This window comes from Mycolicibacter heraklionensis (assembly GCF_019645815.1).
Taxonomy (GTDB): Bacteria; Actinomycetota; Actinomycetes; order Mycobacteriales; family Mycobacteriaceae; genus Mycobacterium; species Mycobacterium heraklionense.
This window is the reverse complement of the sequence record NZ_CP080997.1, coordinates 1,694,374-1,711,901: the sequence shown is the minus strand read 5'-3', so window position 1 is coordinate 1,711,901 and position 17,528 is coordinate 1,694,374. Positions and strand designations below refer to the sequence as shown.

Below are 17,528 nucleotides of genomic sequence, written 5' to 3'. Positions count from 1 at the left end.
ATGCAGATCAGAACGTGCAAGTCATGGCGCGGATGCCGTGAATGAAGCTGCCCGCTAGGTACTCCGGGTCACCGGCCTCGATACGCGGCAGCTGGCGGAGCAATTCACCGAACAGGGCGCGCAGCTGGGCCCGGGCGACATGGGTCCCCAGGCAGTAATGCTGCCCACCGCCGCCGAAGCCCAGATGCGGATTGGGGTCGCGGCTCAGATCCAGACGATCGGGCTGGTCGAACACCTGCGCATCCCAGTTGCCCGACGCGTAGAACATCGCCACCTTGTCGCCGGCCCGAATGGTCTGGCCGCCGAGTTCGTAATCGGTTGCGGCGGTGCGACGGAAGGTCATCACCGGCGTCGCGTAGCGGATGAACTCCTCTACCGCGGTCCCGATGCGGCGCTCGAAATCCTCCAGTAGCCAGGCGCGTTGGTCACCGAAATCGGTGAGCGCTTTGAGTGCGTGACTGGTGGTCTGACGGGTGGTGTCGTTGCCGGCCACCGCGAGCAGCACGAAGTAAGCGGACACCTCGGCGTCGGTGAGCCGGTCACCGTCGACCTCGGCGTTGACCAGGCTGCTGAACAGGTCGTCACCGGGAGCCTCCCGACGCTGCGCGGCCAGCGCGCCGGCGACCTGATGCAGATACATGATGTTTTCGCCCATCACCGCCAGCGGGTCGCGCCCGGCGAGGAACACCGGGTCGTTGGTCGATACCAGCGCATCGGCGGCATGGGCTACCTGTGCGCGCTCGGAATCCGGGACGCCCACCATATCTGCCAGCGTGCGCAATGGGAGCTCTTTGGCGCAGTACTCGACGAAGTCGGACCCGCTGCCGGCGGCCCGCAACTCTTCAACGATCGCCTTGGCATTGGCCTTGATCGAATCTTCGATACGGCGGATCTGGCGGGGTGTGAACGCCGCGGTTGCCAGCTTGCGCAGCTTGGTGTGCCGGGGCGGGTCCATCGCCAGGAAGGACTGCGTGGTCTCCAGCATCTCCTCCGGGAAGTTCTCGAACATCACGCCCTTGCCGGACAGGAACACCTCGTTGGTGCGGCTCACCTCGACGATGTCGGCATGGCGGGTGACCGCCCAATAGCCGGGATCGTCGGGATCGTTGAGCATGGCGTCTTCGACCGGCGGATGCCAGCTCACCGGCCGCTCCGCGCGCAGTATCGCGAAGGAGCGCTCACGTTCCGCGGCGGTGCCCGACCAGAACGCGCGTGAGGACAGGTCGACCTCGTCATAGCTGCGCAGCGCGGTGGATGGTGCTGTCACGAGACCTCCTCGGCGTATGGCCCCGGTCACATCGGGCTCGACCGACACTAAGTCTAGACATCATGTCTAGTCAAGACGTCGGGCTTACCGTTACGCTCGACGCTGTGGCTTCTGTGACCCGCAAGCCCCCGACCAGCCGCCAGGAGCGGCGCGAGGAGATTGAGCGGTGCCTGCTCGACGCCACCGAGCGACTGATGAGCGCCGGCGCCAGCTTCACCGAACTCAGCGTGGATCGGCTCGCCACCGAGGCGGGCATTTCGCGCGCCAGCTTCTACATCTACTTCGAGGACAAAGGCCATCTGTTGCGTCGGCTCGCCGGCCAGGTGTTCGGCGATCTCGCCTCGGGGGCCGACCGTTGGTGGAGCGTGGCGCAGCGCCGCGATCCCGACGATGTCCGCGCTGCGATGGCCGCGATCATCGCCAACTATCGGCGGCATCAACCGCTGCTGATCGCGCTGAGCGAGATGGCGGGCTACGACCCGCTGGTGGGCGCCACCTACCGCGACTTGCTGACCGGCATCTCGGGTCGGGTGGCCCAAGTCATCGAAGACGGCCAGGCCGACGGCTCCATTCGCCGCGAGTTACCGGTCGACGCCACCGCGAGTGCGCTCACCTGGATGGTGGAGCGGGTCTGCCAGCAGAATCTGCCGGTCCGCGACACCGATTACGATTCCGAGCTCGCTACCGCTCTGACTGAGATCGTTTGGGGGACGCTGTATCTCGGCACTGCGGCGAAGTAGCGCGGATTACGGGCCGCTCCAAGCCGAGCGATCGTAGGAGCCGTCGATCCTGCTGCGCTTCCTTTTCAGCCGGCTGGGCAACAGTGCGGACAGGCCGCAGGCCGGAGGTATGCGCGTCGGGGACAACACGTAGGTGATGTTGCCGCGGCGGACGCGGATGTTCTCAGCGCTGTTGATGTCGAGCCGGAAGTAGTTGTTGTGGATCGTCACCAGGCCCAGCAGAGCGTTTCTGACGGCCAACGAGTCGACCTGTGCGGCAGGCAGGTTGGGAAAATCGGCCATGCCGTCGTATTGGCGACACAGGTCGGTCACCGCGAACCGGGTGTTCGCCGGCACGCCGACGCCACCGTAGTCGGGCAGCTTCATGAACGTGACCAGCTTCGGGTCGGCCTGATAGATGCCATGAAAAGGCTGTTCGGGATTGGCCAGCAGTAGAAACGACACCCTGTCGGTCGGGACTGAGGAGGTCGGCCCCTCCTCGCGCAACCACTTGCAGGCAACCTGCGCCCCCATACTCACCCCATAGACGAGGACGTCGTCGGCATCGGGTGAGGCGTTGAAGTGGGCGGTCAGCATATCGTCGAGGGCTTGCACGCCACGTTCCACCGCTTTGACCGCTGAGACGTAGCGCAGGCCGTCGAAGTAGGTGTTGGGGTACTTGACGCGTTTGACGGTCTTGCCCTTGGTGACCGCGCCCCGGCACATGAACCGCAGAAACCCGCTCCAGCCCGCCCCGTCGACGGTGAACACCGTGGTCATCTGTCAACCCCCTATCGCTGGTATCGACCACCCGAACGTGCGTAGTTGTACGCCCCCGACCGGCGTGTCGCTGGGCAAACCCGCACGCTCGCGAGAAGGGACGGGAAGGGACGGGAAGGGGCGGGAACTACACCGCGACCAGGTCGTCGGCGTGGACAACCGGCCGACGCGCGTCCGGTGCCAGCTCGGCGGTGGAATGGCCGATCATGGCGTCCAGCTCCGCCGCGTCGTAACCGACCACGCCGCGGGCCACCACGGCTCCGTCCGGGCCACACAGTTCGACCACGTCGCCGCCGTAGAACCTGCCCGAGACCGCGGTGATCCCGGCCGGCAGCAGGGAGCGTCGGCGAGCCAGCACCGCCTCGACGGCCCCGGCGTCCAGCGTCAGCGTTCCGGCCGCGTCGGCGGCGTGGCGCACCCAGAACTTGCGCGCCGACAACCGTTGCGCCCGGGGCGCGAAGACGGTGCCCACCGATGCGTCGGACAGTGCGGCGGCTGCCGCACCGGCCGCGGCCAGCAACACCGGAACGCCCGCGTCGGCGGCCAACAGTGCCGACGACAGCTTCGACACCATGCCGCCGGTACCGAGGTGACTGCCCTCGCTGGCAACCACATCGGCGAGATCGTCCGGTCCCGACACCTCGGGGACCAGGCGAGCCGGGCCCTTGCGCGGATCGGAGTCATAAAGGCCGTCGATGTCGGAGAGCAGCACCAGCGCGTCGGCGCCCACCAGATGCGCCACCAGTGCCGAGAGCCGGTCGTTGTCGCCGAACCGGATCTCGCTGGTGGCCACCGTGTCGTTCTCGTTGACGATCGCCACCGCGTGCAGTGCGCGCAGCCGGTCCAGGGTGCGGGCGGCGTTGGTGTGTGACACCCGCATCGAGACGTCCTGAGCGGTCAGCAGCACCTGCCCGACGGTGCGGCCGAACCGGCCGAAGGCGGCACTCCACGCGTTGACCAACGCCACCTGCCCCACACTGGCGGCGGCCTGTTTGGTGGCCAGATCGGTTGGCCGCTTGGTCAACCCGAGCGGCTCCAGGCCGGCGGCGATAGCCCCCGAAGACACGATCACCACGTCCGAGCCGGCCTTCATCCGGGCTTCGATCGCCTCGGCGAGCCCGGCCAGCCGGGCCGCGTCGAACATGCCGGTCTCCGTGGTCAGCGCGGTGGTGCCGATCTTGACGACGACGCTGCGCGCGGTCCGAATCGCCTCGCGCGCACCAGTGCCGGTCACTCGTCCTCCGAATGCTCACGGCGCTGCTTGCGCGCCACCTTGCGCTCGGCGGCACCCACTCGGTCGGTGCGCTCCAACCTGCTGTCGGTGCCCCGCCCGGACAGCGTCATGTCCACCCCGGCCGGCGTGGCCGGCTCCCAGTCGAAGGTCATGTCCCCGATCGTCACCGCGCAACCCGGTTTGGCTCCCCGCCGCAGCAGCTCGTCCTCGACCCCCAGTCGCGCCAACCGGTCACCCAGGTAGCCGACCGCTTCGTCGTTGTCGAAGTTGGTCTGGTGCACCCAGCGCTCAGGACGGGTGCCCCGAACGATGAAGCCGCCCTCGCCGTCCGACTCCACGCTGAACCCGGTCTCACCCGCAAGTACTGGACGAATGACCGGGCGTCGTGCCACCGGCTCCGGCTGCGCCGCGCGATACGCCGACACCATGTCGGCCAGCGCAAACGTCAACGGGCGCAGCCCTTCCCTGCTCACCGTCGAGACCATGAACACCGGCCAGCCGCGCTCGGCCACGATGTCGTCGCGGACGAACTCCGCCATCTCCCGCGCTTCCGGCACGTCGATCTTGTTGAGCACCACCGCCCGCGGGCGGTCGACCAGGTCGCCGAGCGTCGAATCCCCTTGCATGGTGGGGGTATAGGCGGCCAGTTCGGCTTCAATCGCTTCGATATCGGAGAGCGGGTCACGGCCCGGCTCGGCGGTCGCACAGTCCACGACATGCACCAGCACCGCGCAGCGTTCGATGTGCCGCAGAAAGTCCAAGCCCAGTCCGCGGCCGGCCGAGGCACCCGGGATGAGGCCGGGCACGTCAGCGGCGGTGAAGGTGTTCTCGCCAGCCGACACCACGCCCAGGTTGGGCGCCAGCGTGGTGAAGGGGTAGTCGGCGATCTTCGGCTTGGCCGCCGAGATCACCGACACCAGTGCGGATTTGCCCGCGGACGGGAATCCGATCAGCCCGACGTCGGCGACGGTCTTGAGTTCCAGCGTGAGGTCGCGGGTTTCGCCCTTCTCCCCCAGCAGCGCGAAGCCGGGCGCCTTGCGGGCGCGCGACACCAGCGCCGCATTGCCCAGCCCGCCGCGACCGCCGGCGGCTGCCTCGAAGCGGGCACCCGTGCCTACCAGGTCGGCCAGCAGCCGCCCGTGCTCGTCGAGCACGACGGTGCCGTCGGGAACTTTGATCTCCAGGTCCGCGCCGAACGCGCCGTCCTTGTTGTTGCCCTGGCCCTGTTTGCCGGACGGCGCGTCGATGTGCGGCCGAAAGTGAAAGTCCAGCAGGGTGTGCACTCCGGCGTCGACGACCAGCACGACGCTGCCGCCGCGGCCGCCGTTGCCACCGTCGGGACCACCGAGCGGCTTGAACTTCTCCCGGTGAATCGAGGCGCAGCCGTTGCCCCCGTCGCCGGCCCGCACATGGATGACAACGCGGTCGACGAACCGGGACATGGCGTTACTACCTATCCGGCGCCCAAAGGCGCCCAGTTACGCCGGCGACTAGTCGCGGGCGACAGGCACGATGTTGATCAACTTGCGGCCACGCTTCACACCGAACTCGACCGCACCGGGTGCCGTGGCGAACAGGGTGTCGTCGCCGCCGCGCCCGACGTTGACGCCGGGGTGGAAGTGGGTGCCGCGCTGCCGCACCAAAATCTCGCCGGCCTTGACGACCTGGCCGCCGAACCGCTTGACCCCGAGCCGCTGGGCGTTGGAGTCGCGCCCGTTACGTGAGCTGGAAGCGCCCTTTTTGTGTGCCATCTCGCTGCCTCCTGCTGCTACTTGATTCCGGTGACCTTGAGCACGGTCAGCTGCTGACGGTGACCCTGCCGCTTGTGGTAGCCGGTCTTGTTCTTGAACTTGTGGATGCGGATCTTGGGGCCCTTGGTGTGCTCCAGGATCTCGCCGGTGACGGCGACCTTCGCCAGCTTGGCGGCGTCGGTGGTGACGGTGGCACCGTCCACGACCAGCGCGACCGGCAGCGAGACCGACGATCCCGGCTCGGACTCGATCTTCTCGACCTTGAGCACGTCACCGACGGCAACCTTGTACTGCTTGCCGCCGGTTTTGACGATTGCGTACGTCGCCATCGTTGGTTTCTACCTCTGCTTCTCGGGCGCGCACGCCATCGGGACTTGCGCAGGTGTCTGGGGTTCTGTCCGCCGAGCTGTGGTTATTCCCGCCTGGCGACAACTGGTCAAGGGTACGTGACCAGCGGCTAAGGGGTCAAACCGGCGCGGCCTTAGATCGGTGGCCCGGCCGGTCGGGCCGCCGCACGCCGACGTCGCGGACGCTCGACCACCGCGACCGGCGCCTCGGGCTCCTCAAAGTCCTCGGAGTCCTCCGCGTCCTCAGCATCGTCGGAGTCTTCTTCATCGGACTCGTCGATGACATCCAGGTCGTCGTCGAAGTCCTCGTCGTCATCGTCGTCGAGATCGACTTCGTCGACATCCTCGTCGTCGGCGTCTTCGTCGTCGACATCCTCGTCGTCGACGTCTTCCTCATCGACGTCTTCGTCTTCGTCGTCTGTGTCGTCCTCGGCGTCGGTGAGGTCCTCGTCGGAGTCCAGGTCCTCCGAAGCGACCTCGTCGGTGCCCTCGGCCTCCTCGGCGCCTTCGGCGCCCTGCTCGACCAACAGCTCATCGGCGTCGGGTGCGGTCTCGTGCTCGTCGTCCGACTCGTCGTGCCGGTCGCTGGCCGCCGCCATCGCCTTGAACATCGGGTGGTCACCGGGCGTGTGCACCGGAACCTTGGCGACCGCCGGCTCGTCGACCTTCGGCTTCTTCGAGCGCTTGCTGCGGCGGCTGGTGCTGCTGCCGCCCGATTCAGACTTGCGTCCCGGCGCGGCCGAGTCCACCGGGTCGCCGTGCAGCATGATGCCGCGCCCAGCGCAGTGTTGACACGAGGTCGAGAACGCCTCGATGAGCCCGGTGCCCAGGCGTTTGCGGGTCAGCTGTACCAGACCCAGCGACGTCACCTCCGAAACCTGGTGGCGGGTGCGGTCGCGGCCCAGCGCCTCGGTCAGCCGGCGCAGCACCAGGTCGCGGTTGGACTCCAGCACCATGTCGATGAAGTCGATGACGATGATGCCGCCGATGTCACGGAGGCGAAGCTGCCGCACGATCTCCTCGGCGGCCTCCAGGTTGTTCTTGGTCACCGTCTCCTCGAGGTTGCCCCCGGAGCCGGTGAACTTGCCGGTGTTGACGTCGACCACCGTCATCGCCTCGGTCCGGTCGATGACCAGCGTGCCGCCCGAGGGCAGCCAAACCTTGCGGTCCAGCGCCTTGGCCAGCTGCTCGTCGATGCGGTGCACGGCGAACACGTCCGGACCGGCCTGGCCCTCCGGACCTGTGGGGGGCTGGTAGCGGGTCAGCTTCGGCACCAGCTCGGGGGCCACCGAGCCCACGTACTCATTGATCGTGGCCCAGGCCTCGTCACCGGAGACCACCAACTCGGAGAAGTCCTCGTTGAACAGGTCCCGGATCACCTTGACCAGCACGTCGGGCTCTTCGTAGAGCGCCACCGCGGCCCCGGCCGCTTTCCCCTTGGTCTCGGCCGCGGTGGCCTCGATCTGGCTCCAGCGTTCCTGCAGGCGTTCCACGTCGGCGCGGATGTCTTCTTCTTTGACACCCTCCGACGCGGTGCGGATGATCACGCCGGCGTCGGCGGGCACCACCTCGCGCAGGATCTCCTTGAGCCGCTGACGCTCGGTGTCGGGCAGCTTGCGACTGATCCCGGTCGACGACGCACCCGGCACGTACACCAGGTAACGGCCGGCCAGCGAGACCTGCGTGGTCAGGCGGGCGCCCTTGTGCCCGATGGGGTCCTTGCTGACCTGCACCACGACGTAGTCGCCGGGTTTGAGCGCCTGCTCGATCTTGCGGTTGGCGCCACCGAGTCCGGCGGCCTCCCAGTTCACCTCACCGGCGTACAGCACGCCGTTGCGGCCCCGGCCGATGTCGACGAACGCGGCCTCCATCGACGGCAGCACGTTCTGCACGATGCCCAGGTAGACGTTGCCCACCAATGACGTCGACGCGGCCGAGGTCACGAAGTGCTCGACCATCACGCCGTCTTCCAGCACGGCGATCTGGGTGTAGCGCGCGCCCTGGTGCGGCGGCTCGGTCCGGACCCGGTCGCGGACCACCATGCGGCGTTCGACGGCCTCGCGGCGGGCCAGGAACTCGGCCTCGCTCAAAATCGGCGGACGACGCCGCCCGGCGTCGCGGCCGTCGCGGCGACGCTGCCGCTTGGCCTCCAGCCGTGTCGAGCCGGTGATGCCCTGGATCTCGTCGTCGCCGGTGCCCCGGTCGGCCTTGGCAGACCGGCTGGTCTTGGCGCGCGGGGCCCGTTCGTGCACGACGGTGTTGGGCGGGTCGTCCGACGACCCGGTGTCGTCGTCCTCGCCGGTCCCGGCCTTGCGCCGACGGCGGCGGCGACGACGGCGGTTGCCGGCCTCCTCGGCCGAACCGCCCTCTTCGTCGGCGGCGTCGTCGGCGTCGGCGGCCTCGTCCGATTCCGCGGCGGAGTCGTCGTCCTCGGTCTCGTCGTCGGCGTCCTCGGCGGCAGCACCCTCGGACCCGCGGCCCCGGCCACGGCCACGGCGACCGCGGCGGCGGCGCCGGTTGGCGGGCCGGTCTCCGTTCTCGTCGTCGGCGTCGGTCTCGGCGTCGGCCTCAGCACCGCCGAGGTCGTCGTCGCCATAGTCGTCCGAGTCGTCGTCGGTATCGACGTCGACGTCGCGAGGCACCGCACGCTCAAAGGCGACCGGCTGCGGCGCGACGAACAACGGCATGTAGTCAGCCCGCGCGACGGCCGGCTCCGGTGCCGTCTCCAGCAGCAGCCGGGACTCGGGTTCGTCGGGGACCTCGCCGGCATCCCCAGCGTCCGCTGCCTCGCCGGCCTCCTGGAAGAGCCCGGCGACAGCGGGTTCGGCGATCGAGTCCAGCAGGTCGCGGACTCGCACCGCCTCGACACGGTCCACGCTGGAGTGCGCGCTGCGCGCCCGGCCATCCAGCTCGGTCAGAGCATCCAGGACCCGCCGGCTGGTGGTGCCCAGAACCCGCGCCAGCGAGTGCACCCGCAGGCGATCGGGCAACTCCTCGTGTTCGCTCGGCCCTGCTGATACGTCTGAATCGGGGCCTTTAAAAAGAGAGGGGTCTGCCACGTACGTCTCCTCAAGCCCCCGGGCGCGTCGTGCGACGCGGCCACGCGAGGACTTCTCGTTATGGGCCCGGCTCACTTCCCCGGGCTTGTGGTGGTCTCGCTCCGAGGGGCTCGGGTTGAACCGACTCGGTGCCTGGCTGAATGAGGACCGGCGATCGGCGCCGCATCACATATCGCGACCGTCGCACTCGCCGAAGTCTTCATTCGGGTGTCGGACACCGGTCCGGTGACGTTCACCCGTTAGTCAGTATCCCACACAATCCACAGGAGCCGGACGAAAGGCACTAACTACGACGTCAGGCCAGTGTCATCGGAGCCGTCGGCGCCGATGACTTCAAGTCGGGGAACCACAGCGCGATCTCACGCTCGGCCGACTCCGGTGAGTCCGAGCCGTGCACCAGGTTGAACTGGGTCTCCAGACCGAAATCACCGCGGATGGTGCCCGGGATGGCCTTGGCCACCGGGTCGGTGCCACCGGCGAGCTGCCGGAACGCCTCGATCGCGCGCGGTCCTTCCACCACGGCGGCGACCACGGGACCTGAGGTGATGAAATCCAGCAGGGAAGCGAAAAACGCCTTGCCCTCATGCTCGCCGTAGTGCTGCCGGGCCACGGCCTGCTGCACCGGCCGCAGTTCCAGGGCCGCCAACGTCAGGCCCTTCTTCTCGATCCGGCTGATGATCTCGCCCACCAGCCGACGGTTCACGCCGTCCGGCTTGATCAGCACCAAAGTCCGCTCAGTCATGAAGCGCCGCTCCTGTCCCATCGTTCCGCCCTGCGTCGTCGCCAGCGGCACGGGCGACAGCGTACCGGCCCTGGCGTCGGGTTCCGTCACGAGCGTCGCAACACCACCGCACGGAAATAGGCGATCAACGCCCACACCGCGGTGAACACCAGGCCCATGATGCCCACGCCTGGGTACACCACGAACCCGGCCACCAGCACCAACTGCAGCGCCAGATTGGCCCAGATCGCCCAGCTGCGGCCCTGGATCCCGGCGAACAGCAGCAACACCAGCGCCAGGCCGAGCAGATACGTCAGCGAGAAGGGTGTCAGGCCACCCCCGACGACGCTGACCACCGGGAGAGCCAACAGCACCGTGATGGACTCGAGTATCAGCGTCGCGGCCATTACGCCGCGAAAACCCCGCCACGGGTCGGGGGCGTCTGGCTGGTCGGTCATGCCGGGTCCTTCCCGAACAGGGAGCGAGCGGCGCCGGCGGTGACCACCGAGCCGGTGATCACGATGCCCGCCCCCGAAGCTTCGCCTTCGGAGTCGAATTCGTCGACCAACGCCGTGGCGGTGTCGATCGCATCTTCCAGCGTTTCGGTGGTGACCACCCGGTCGTCACCGAACCACCGTGCTGCGGCGACGGTGAGTGCCTCGACGTCCAGCGCCCGCGGAGAACCGTTATGGGTCACCACAATTCGGTCGAACACCGGCTCTAGTGCCGCCAAGATGCCGTCGACGTCCTTGTCGCCCAGCACGCTCACCACACCGACCAGATACCGGAAGTCGAAATCCTCGGCGAGGGCCTGGGCCAGCACGGCGGCGCCGGCCGGGTTGTGCGCGGCGTCGATGAACACCGTGGGCGAGCTGCGCATCCGCTCCAGCCGGCCGGGGCTGTGTACCGCGGCGAAGCCCGCCCGAACGGTCTCGACATCGAGCTGGCGCTCGGCGCCGGCGCCGAAGAACGCCTCCACCGCCGCCAGCGCCAGCACCGCGTTGTGCGCCTGGTGCTCGCCGTGCAGCGGCAGAAAGATGTCGGAGTACACCCCGCCCAGGCCCTGCAGTTCCAGCACCTGCCCGCCGACCGCGAGTTGGCGGCTGCGCACCGCGAACTCCGAGTTCTCCCGCGCCACCGCGGCGTCGGCGCGCACCGACTGCGCCAGCAACACCTCCATCACCTCGGGCGCCTGGCGGGCGATCACTGCCACGGTGTCGGTCAGTTCTTCCGACGAGCGGTGAATGATGCCGGCCTTCTCCGCGGCGATCCCGGCGATGTCGTCACCGAGATAGTCGACGTGGTCGATGCCGATCGGGGTGATGACGGCGACCGGGGCTTCGACGACGTTGGTGGCGTCCCAGCGCCCACCCATGCCGACCTCGACGATGGCGACATCGACCGGGGCATCGGCGAATGCCGCGAACGCCATCCCGGTGAGCACCTCGAACTTGCTCATGGCCGGGCCCCCGTCAGCCTGCGAGGATGCGTCGACCATCTGCACGAAGGGCTCGATCTCGGCGTAGGTCTCCACGTACCGCGCCGGGCTGATCGGCTGGCCGTCGACCGCAATGCGCTCGACCGCCGACTGCAGGTGCGGGCTGGTGGTGCGCCCGGTACGGCGAGAAAACGCCGTCAGCAACGCATCGATCATCCGCACCACCGAGGTCTTGCCGTTGGTGCCGGCGACGTGGATGGACGGGTAACCGCGCTGCGGTGAGCCGAGCAGTTCCAGCAGGGCGTTGATCCGGGTCAGGCTGGGTTCGATCTTGGTTTCGCCCCAACGCTGATCCAGCAGGTGCTCGACCTGGAGCAACGCCGCGATCTCGTCCGGGGTGGGCTCGTCGGTGCCGATCGGTTGATCGGTCACGTCAGGCCTGCCAGCCGCGCGGTGATCCGCTCCACTTCGTCGCCGGCCAACTGCTGGCGCCCACGGATCTTGTCCACCACCGCTTCGGGCGCCTTGGCCAGGAACGCCGCATTGCCCAGTTTCGCCGAGGTGGCCTCGAGCTCCTTGCGCGCGGTGGCCAGGTCCTTCTCCAGCCGACGGCGCTCGGCTTCGACGTCGACGGTGCCGGAGGTGTCCAGTTCGACGACGACCGTGCTTCCCCCGCCCGTGGGGCCCAGTCGCACCTCGACGGTGGCCGACGGTGCGAAGTCCTCCCCCGGCTCGGTCAGCCAGGCCTGGGAGGTCACCGCTGCCACCTGGGTGGCCAGGTCGGCGTCGTCGATGCCGGTCAGCCGGGCCGGGACCTTCTGCCGGTCGCGCAGACCCTGGTCGCTGCGGAACCGGCGCACCTCGGTCACCAGCTTCTGCATGTCGGTGATCCGTTGCGCGGCAACCCGGTCCAGCGCGATGCCCGACGATGCCGGCCAGTCCGCGATCACCAGCGACTCGGCGCCGGTGAGCTCTTGCCACAGGGTTTCGGTGACGAAGGGGATCACCGGGTGCAACAGCCGCAACAGGGTGTCCAGCACCGCCGCGAGCACGGCGGTGGTGTGGCTCAGCCCCTGCCCCAGCTGGGTCTTGGCCAACTCGACGTACCAGTCGCAGAACTCATCCCAGGCGAAGTGGTACAGCGCTTCGCAGGCTCGCCCGAACTCATAGCCCTCGAAGGCCGAATCCACTTCGGCGCGAACCTCTTCCAGGCGCCCCAGAATCCAGCGGTCGGCGTCGGTCAGCTCCGAGAGCGCCGGCAACGGCGCCGGCGACGCGCCGTTCATCAGCGCGAACCGGGTCGCGTTGAACAGCTTGGTGACGAAGTTGCGCGACGCACGGGCGTGGTCCTCGCCGATCGACAGGTCACTGCCGGGGCTGGCGCCGCGGGCCAGGGTGAACCGCAGGGCGTCGGCGCCGAACATCTCCACCCAGTCCAGCGGGTCGATGCCGTTGCCGCGCGATTTGCTCATCTTGCGGCCGTGCTCGTCGCGGATCAGGCCGTGCAGGAACACGTTGCGGAACGGAACTTTGCCATCGGGCAGCGCGGCGTCGCCGCCCACGAAGGTGCCGAACATCATCATCCGGGCCACCCAGAAGAACAGGATGTCGTAGCCGGTCACCAAAACGCTTGTCGGATAGAACTTCTCCAGTTCCGGTGTGGCGTCGGGCCAGCCCATCGTGGAGAACGGCCACAACGCCGAGGAGAACCAGGTGTCCAGCACGTCGGGGTCCTGCTCCCAGCCCTGCGGCGGGGTCTCGTCCGGGCCGACGCAGACCTTCTCGCCGTTCGGCCCGTGCCAGATCGGGATGCGGTGCCCCCACCACAGCTGCCGGGAGATGCACCAGTCGTGCATGTCGTCGACCCACGCGAACCAGCGCGGCTCCAGGCTCGTGGGGTGGATGACGGTGTCGCCGTTGCGAACCGCGTCACCGGCGGCCTTGGCCAGCGAGGAGACGTCGACCCACCACTGCATGGACAGCCGCGGTTCGATGACTTCGCCGCTGCGCTCGGAATGCCCGACGCTGTGCAGGTAGGGCCGCTTCTCGGCGACGATGCGCCCCTCGGCGGCCAGCGCCTCGCGCACCGCGACCCGCGCCTCGAAACGGTCCATGCCGTCGAACTGCGTTCCGGTGCCGGTGATCCGGCCTTTGGTGTCCAGGATGGTCGGCATTGCCAGCTGGTGGCGCAGACCGATCTCGAAGTCGTTGGGGTCGTGGGCGGGGGTGACTTTGACGGCGCCGGTGCCGAATTCGGGGTCGACGTGTGCGTCGGCGACCACGGCGATCTCCCGGTCCAGGAACGGGTGAGCCAAGCTGGTCCCGACCAGGTCGCGGTACCGGTCGTCGTCGGGGTGCACCGCGATCGCGGTGTCACCGAGCATGGTCTCCAGCCGGGTGGTGGCCACCACGATGTGGGGTTGGGAGTCATCGAGCGAGCCGTACCGGAACGACACCAGCTCGCCCTCGATGTCCTCGTATTTGACCTCGAGGTCGCTGATCGCGGTCTCCAGCACCGGCGACCAGTTGACCAGTCGTTCGGCCTGGTAGATCAGCCCCGCGTCGTAGAGCCGCTTGAATATGGTGCGGACCGCCCGGGACAGGCCGTCGTCCATGGTGAACCGTTCGCGACTCCAGTCCACGCCGTCGCCGAGCCGGCGCATCTGGCCCCCGATGGTGCCGCCGGACTCCCGCTTCCAGTCCCAGACCTTGTCGATGAACAGTTCGCGGCCGAAGTCTTCCTTGGTCTTGCCGTCAATGGCGAGCTGGCGTTCCACCACGCTCTGGGTGGCGATGCCGGCGTGGTCCATACCCGGCAGCCACAACACCTCGTAGCCCTGCATTCGCTTCCGACGGGTCAACACGTCCATCAGGGTGTGGTCGAGCGCGTGTCCCATGTGCAGGCTGCCGGTGACGTTGGGCGGGGGCAGCACGATCGAGTAGCCGGGCTTATCGCTGGTGGGGTCGGCGCTGAAGTAGCCGGCATCCACCCAACGCTGGTAGATCGCGTCCTCGACCGCACCCGGCTCCCATGACTTGGGCAGGGCATCGGCGTTGGCGGCGTTGGGGGTGTCAGTCACCGGTCAATTCTAGGAATGCCTGCCGAGCAGTCGCGAAAGCCCCCGAATCCGGCTCGATTCGGGGGCTTTCACGACTGCTCACGCAGGTAGGGCTACTTCTTGCCGCCGAGCAGACCGCCGAGGATGTCGCCGATGGCGCCGCCGGTCTTGCCGCCGATCATGTTGCCCAGGATGCTGCCCATCGACTGGTTCTTGGCGCCGCCGCCGCCGGCCATGCCGCCCAGGATGCTGCCCAGGACATCACCGAGGCCGCCACCGGAGGCCTGCTGCTGGGCCGGCTCGGCCTTCTGGCCGGTCAGCTGCTTGCCGATGTAGGCGAGCACGATCGGCGCGATGATCGGCAACAGCTTCTGCAGCAGGTCGTTGTTGCCGGCGCCGGCACCGGACAGCGCCGAGGCGACCTGGTTGGTGTCGTTGCCACCGAAGATGGTGGAGATCACCTGTTGGCCTTGCGACTGGCTGGCGCCGAAAGCGTTGTCCAGCAGTCCCTGAGCGGCGAAGGTGGCGGCGGTGTTGACAATGCTGTCGGCCTGACCCGGGTCTTGGGCGTTCTGGCTCAAACCGCTGACCAGCACCGGCACCAGGGTACGGATGGTGCTGTCCACTTCACCCGAGTCGGCGCCGAGCTGGTTGGCGATGTCTTGGATGGGGATCTGAGCAAAGAGATCGTCGAGGCCGGCCATGAGAGATTCCACCTTCTTTACTGGGTGCTGCTACGGGCAGCGGTCGAAAATGACACTAGCGGAAAGATCAGTGGCCGGCACCGGCCAATTGAGCCGCGGTCAACGCAGCCGGGAAACCTCGAGCGTCACCCCCGCCGCGGGCAGTCTGGACAGCAGCACGTCACCCATCGCGGCCGCCGGGGTCAGCACACCGTAGTGGTCGGACAGTGCGTCGCGGTCCAGCGCCAGGGCCAAAGCGCTCTCGCCCAACAGCACCGAGGTGGCCTGGTAGCCGGGGTCACCCCGCTGCGCCATGTCCGCCCGGTAGCGGGCTCCGCCGCTGGTGGTCGTGTAGGTCTCGATGCGGTAGTAGCCGTTCTCGCGCCGGCTGCGGCTGGGTCCGGTTCCCGGCTTGGGCAACACCCGTTCCAGCAATCCGTTCGGCAGGAGCCGCAGGACGTGGCCGCCGACCCCGAAGGTCACCTTGCCCATCCCGGTCGCCAATCCAGACAGCGCAGGTGCGGCAGCCGACGAGCCGACGCTCATGTGCTCGGCGTAGCGGAAGCGGCGACCGTAGGCCCAATCCAGCAGTGCGTTGCTGCGCCGCACGATGCGGGTGTTGACGGGCGCCATGGCGAAACCGGCGGTCCAGATTCCGTCCAGCTCCGGCGCGATATCTTGGCCCCGCCGCCAGGACAGGTCCGGCTCGGGGCCCAATCGGGGTTCGGCGGACCGATCCGAGCTGAGCGTGTAGGGATCCGACAGCTGGCGTCGGGCCTTCGGATCGTTGGCGGCGGCGCCCAGGAACTCGATCATCGAGGCCAGCGTGCCGGCGGACACCCCGGCGGAGAACCCTCGCACCACGTAGTCGGTGTCGAGCAGGTCCCCGGTGCCGTCGTCGCGGGCCGCCCGATACAGGGCGTACACGCTCATATCCGACGGGATGGAGTCGAAGCCGCAGCCATGCACGATCCGGGCCCGGTTGTCGGCCGCCTGCTTGTGGTGACGGTCGATGCTCTCCCGCACGAACAGCGTCTCGCCGGTGAGGTCGACGTAATCGGTGCCCGTCGCGGCGCAGGCCGCCACCAAGGGCATTCCATAACGGGTGTAGGGGCCGACGGTGGTGATCACCACCCGGGTCCGGGCCGCCATCGCCGCCAGTGTTGTGGGCTTGTCGGCGTCGGCCATCAGGGTCGGCCAGCCTTGGGCTCGGGATCCGAGGCCGTCGCGGACCTCGCGCAGCCGCTCCGCCGAGCGGCCCGCCAACCCGATCCGGGCGGCGCCGCCGGCGCGGGCCAGGTACTGGGCGGTCAGCTTCCCTGCGAAACCGGTGGCTCCATAGAGGACGATGTCGAGCTCACGAGGCGTGTCAGGCACCCGCCCGACGCTACTCGCCGGCCGGAGCCCCTTCCGACGGCGACGGCGCCGGGCTGCTCGCCCGGCGCCGTCGTCGATAGCGCTAGAGGGATGTTCAGCCGCGACGGCCGCACACCGGCCAGGCACCGATGCCCTGGCTGCGCAGGACGTTCTCGGCAACCCGGATCTGCTCGGCACGGCTGGCGTTGTGCGGCATGCCGCTGCCACCGTTGGCACGCCAGGTGCCGGCGTTGAACTGCAGTCCGCCGTAGTAGCCGTTGCCGGTGTTGATCGACCAGTTGCCGCCCGACTCGCAGGCCGCGATGGCGTCCCAGTTGACGCTGTCCGCCTTGGCGGTGGCGTCGGACAGGGCGACCGCGCCGGTGATCAGGGCGCCGGCGATCGCGGCCAGGGTCAGGGGCTTGCGGACGTTCTTCAACATCGTTCCTTTCGCAGCGCGCGCGCCGAAGTGCGCCCACGGCAAGTGGGCCGGCATGCCTGGGGTCCAGGCGGGAGTGGTCTTCGAGACGTGCCGTCTAGGTCAGGCACGACAGCGGGGGCAGATCGCCCGCCGGGTTGACACCCGGCACCGCGGAGGCGTTCGAAGGGCCGCCCGCGGCCCCGCTCACACGCGGTTCCGTCGATTCAATTTGTTTGCCCCGCATTAGGGCGAGAGGAAACTTACGAAACGTTCATGCGACAAGTCCAACCGCATGACGCGACTATTTCGGGCAGATAACGAAAGAATCACACCACCGTCGGGAATGGTTATAGCAGGTCAGCAGCCGCTTTAGGCGTTCCGTCGACACGGCAGTACACCTCGGCGACCGTGAGTCAGATCACGGGGTTTTTGTGGGCTGGACCACTGGAAATGAGGGGACTCGGGGGCCGTTTGCCGCTCACCGAGCCGAAAACCGGACACTACATAGGCCCCAGCAGCATCAGACGCCCCAAAATTCGCAGGTCATCGAACCAGGACGGGCCGAAGCGCCCCAAGCAGGCGAAAAGATCCGCGACCACCGAAGCCGCCAGTAATTGGCCCGGCCGAGTCAATGTTTTGACCCGGCCCGCCTCGACATGCACCGCCTGTCGAGGCCCTGATTCAATTACCTTG

15 protein-coding genes are annotated in these 17,528 nt (G+C 68.2%); 1 reads left to right on the top strand and 14 read right to left on the bottom strand.

The genetic code is table 11. The features are described 5' to 3' along the window. Nucleotides 1-7: 7 nt before the first annotated feature. On the bottom strand, nucleotides 8-1,267 hold the full coding sequence (locus K3U94_RS08060; protein WP_220696167.1) for a cytochrome P450: 1,260 nt from the start codon (nucleotides 1,265-1,267) through the stop codon (nucleotides 8-10). A 104-nt stretch (nucleotides 1,268-1,371) separates the two neighbouring features. On the opposite strand from K3U94_RS08060, the gene K3U94_RS08055 reads away from it, so the two are divergent. Next, nucleotides 1,372-2,007: a TetR/AcrR family transcriptional regulator gene (locus K3U94_RS08055; RefSeq protein WP_220696166.1), complete on the top strand. Its 636-nt coding sequence runs from the start codon at nucleotides 1,372-1,374 to the stop codon at nucleotides 2,005-2,007. A 6-nt stretch (nucleotides 2,008-2,013) separates the two neighbouring features. On the opposite strand, the gene K3U94_RS08050 is transcribed toward K3U94_RS08055, so the two are convergent. The 13 genes from K3U94_RS08050 to K3U94_RS07990 form a co-directional block, all read right to left on the bottom strand. Continuing rightward, complete coding sequence (locus K3U94_RS08050; protein WP_220696165.1) at nucleotides 2,014-2,766, bottom strand: PE-PPE domain-containing protein; 753 nt, start codon at nucleotides 2,764-2,766, stop codon at nucleotides 2,014-2,016. Between the two features lie 127 nt (nucleotides 2,767-2,893). Further along, nucleotides 2,894-4,000 (bottom strand): glutamate 5-kinase, encoded by a 1,107-nt coding sequence (gene proB, locus K3U94_RS08045; protein ID WP_047319936.1) that lies wholly within the window; start codon nucleotides 3,998-4,000, stop codon nucleotides 2,894-2,896. Next, nucleotides 3,997-5,442, bottom strand: coding sequence for a GTPase ObgE (gene obgE / locus K3U94_RS08040; protein ID WP_220696164.1), 1,446 nt, complete (start codon nucleotides 5,440-5,442; stop codon nucleotides 3,997-3,999). The genes proB and obgE overlap by 4 nt, the downstream gene beginning before the upstream one ends. 48 nt (nucleotides 5,443-5,490) lie before the next feature. After that, nucleotides 5,491-5,751: a 50S ribosomal protein L27 gene (gene rpmA, locus K3U94_RS08035; protein WP_024440772.1), complete on the bottom strand. Its 261-nt coding sequence runs from the start codon at nucleotides 5,749-5,751 to the stop codon at nucleotides 5,491-5,493. A 17-nt stretch (nucleotides 5,752-5,768) separates the two neighbouring features. Beyond that, a complete protein-coding gene (gene rplU, locus K3U94_RS08030) occupies nucleotides 5,769-6,080 on the bottom strand; it encodes a 50S ribosomal protein L21 (protein WP_024440773.1) in 312 nt (103 codons plus the stop codon). A gap of 152 nt (nucleotides 6,081-6,232) precedes the next feature. Then, entirely contained in the window at nucleotides 6,233-9,157 is a 2,925-nt protein-coding gene (gene rne, locus K3U94_RS08025) for a ribonuclease E (RefSeq protein WP_220696163.1), read from the bottom strand. Nucleotides 9,158-9,452: 295 nt separating this feature from the next. After that, nucleotides 9,453-9,899: a nucleoside-diphosphate kinase gene (gene ndk / locus K3U94_RS08020; protein ID WP_220696162.1), complete on the bottom strand. Its 447-nt coding sequence runs from the start codon at nucleotides 9,897-9,899 to the stop codon at nucleotides 9,453-9,455. Nucleotides 9,900-9,985: 86 nt separating this feature from the next. Then, nucleotides 9,986-10,336, bottom strand: a complete 351-nt coding sequence (locus K3U94_RS08015) for a DUF4233 domain-containing protein (protein WP_047319932.1) — start codon at nucleotides 10,334-10,336, stop codon at nucleotides 9,986-9,988. Then, a complete protein-coding gene (gene folC, locus K3U94_RS08010; protein WP_220696161.1) occupies nucleotides 10,333-11,748 on the bottom strand; it encodes a bifunctional tetrahydrofolate synthase/dihydrofolate synthase in 1,416 nt (471 codons plus the stop codon). Before folC ends, K3U94_RS08015 begins: the two co-directional genes overlap by 4 nt. Further along, the gene (locus tag K3U94_RS08005) at nucleotides 11,745-14,396 is read right to left on the bottom strand and encodes a valine--tRNA ligase (RefSeq protein ID WP_220696160.1); all 2,652 of its coding nucleotides are present in this window, start codon (nucleotides 14,394-14,396) and stop codon (nucleotides 11,745-11,747) included. The genes folC and K3U94_RS08005 overlap by 4 nt, the downstream gene beginning before the upstream one ends. 92 nt (nucleotides 14,397-14,488) lie before the next feature. Then, nucleotides 14,489-15,079, bottom strand: a complete 591-nt coding sequence (locus tag K3U94_RS08000; RefSeq protein ID WP_047320010.1) for a DUF937 domain-containing protein — start codon at nucleotides 15,077-15,079, stop codon at nucleotides 14,489-14,491. Between the two features lie 99 nt (nucleotides 15,080-15,178). Next, nucleotides 15,179-16,435, bottom strand: a complete 1,257-nt coding sequence (locus K3U94_RS07995; RefSeq protein WP_220696159.1) for a saccharopine dehydrogenase family protein — start codon at nucleotides 16,433-16,435, stop codon at nucleotides 15,179-15,181. A gap of 94 nt (nucleotides 16,436-16,529) precedes the next feature. Further along, a complete protein-coding gene (locus tag K3U94_RS07990) occupies nucleotides 16,530-16,853 on the bottom strand; it encodes a transglycosylase family protein (RefSeq protein WP_024440781.1) in 324 nt (107 codons plus the stop codon). Nucleotides 16,854-17,528 lie beyond the last annotated feature (675 nt).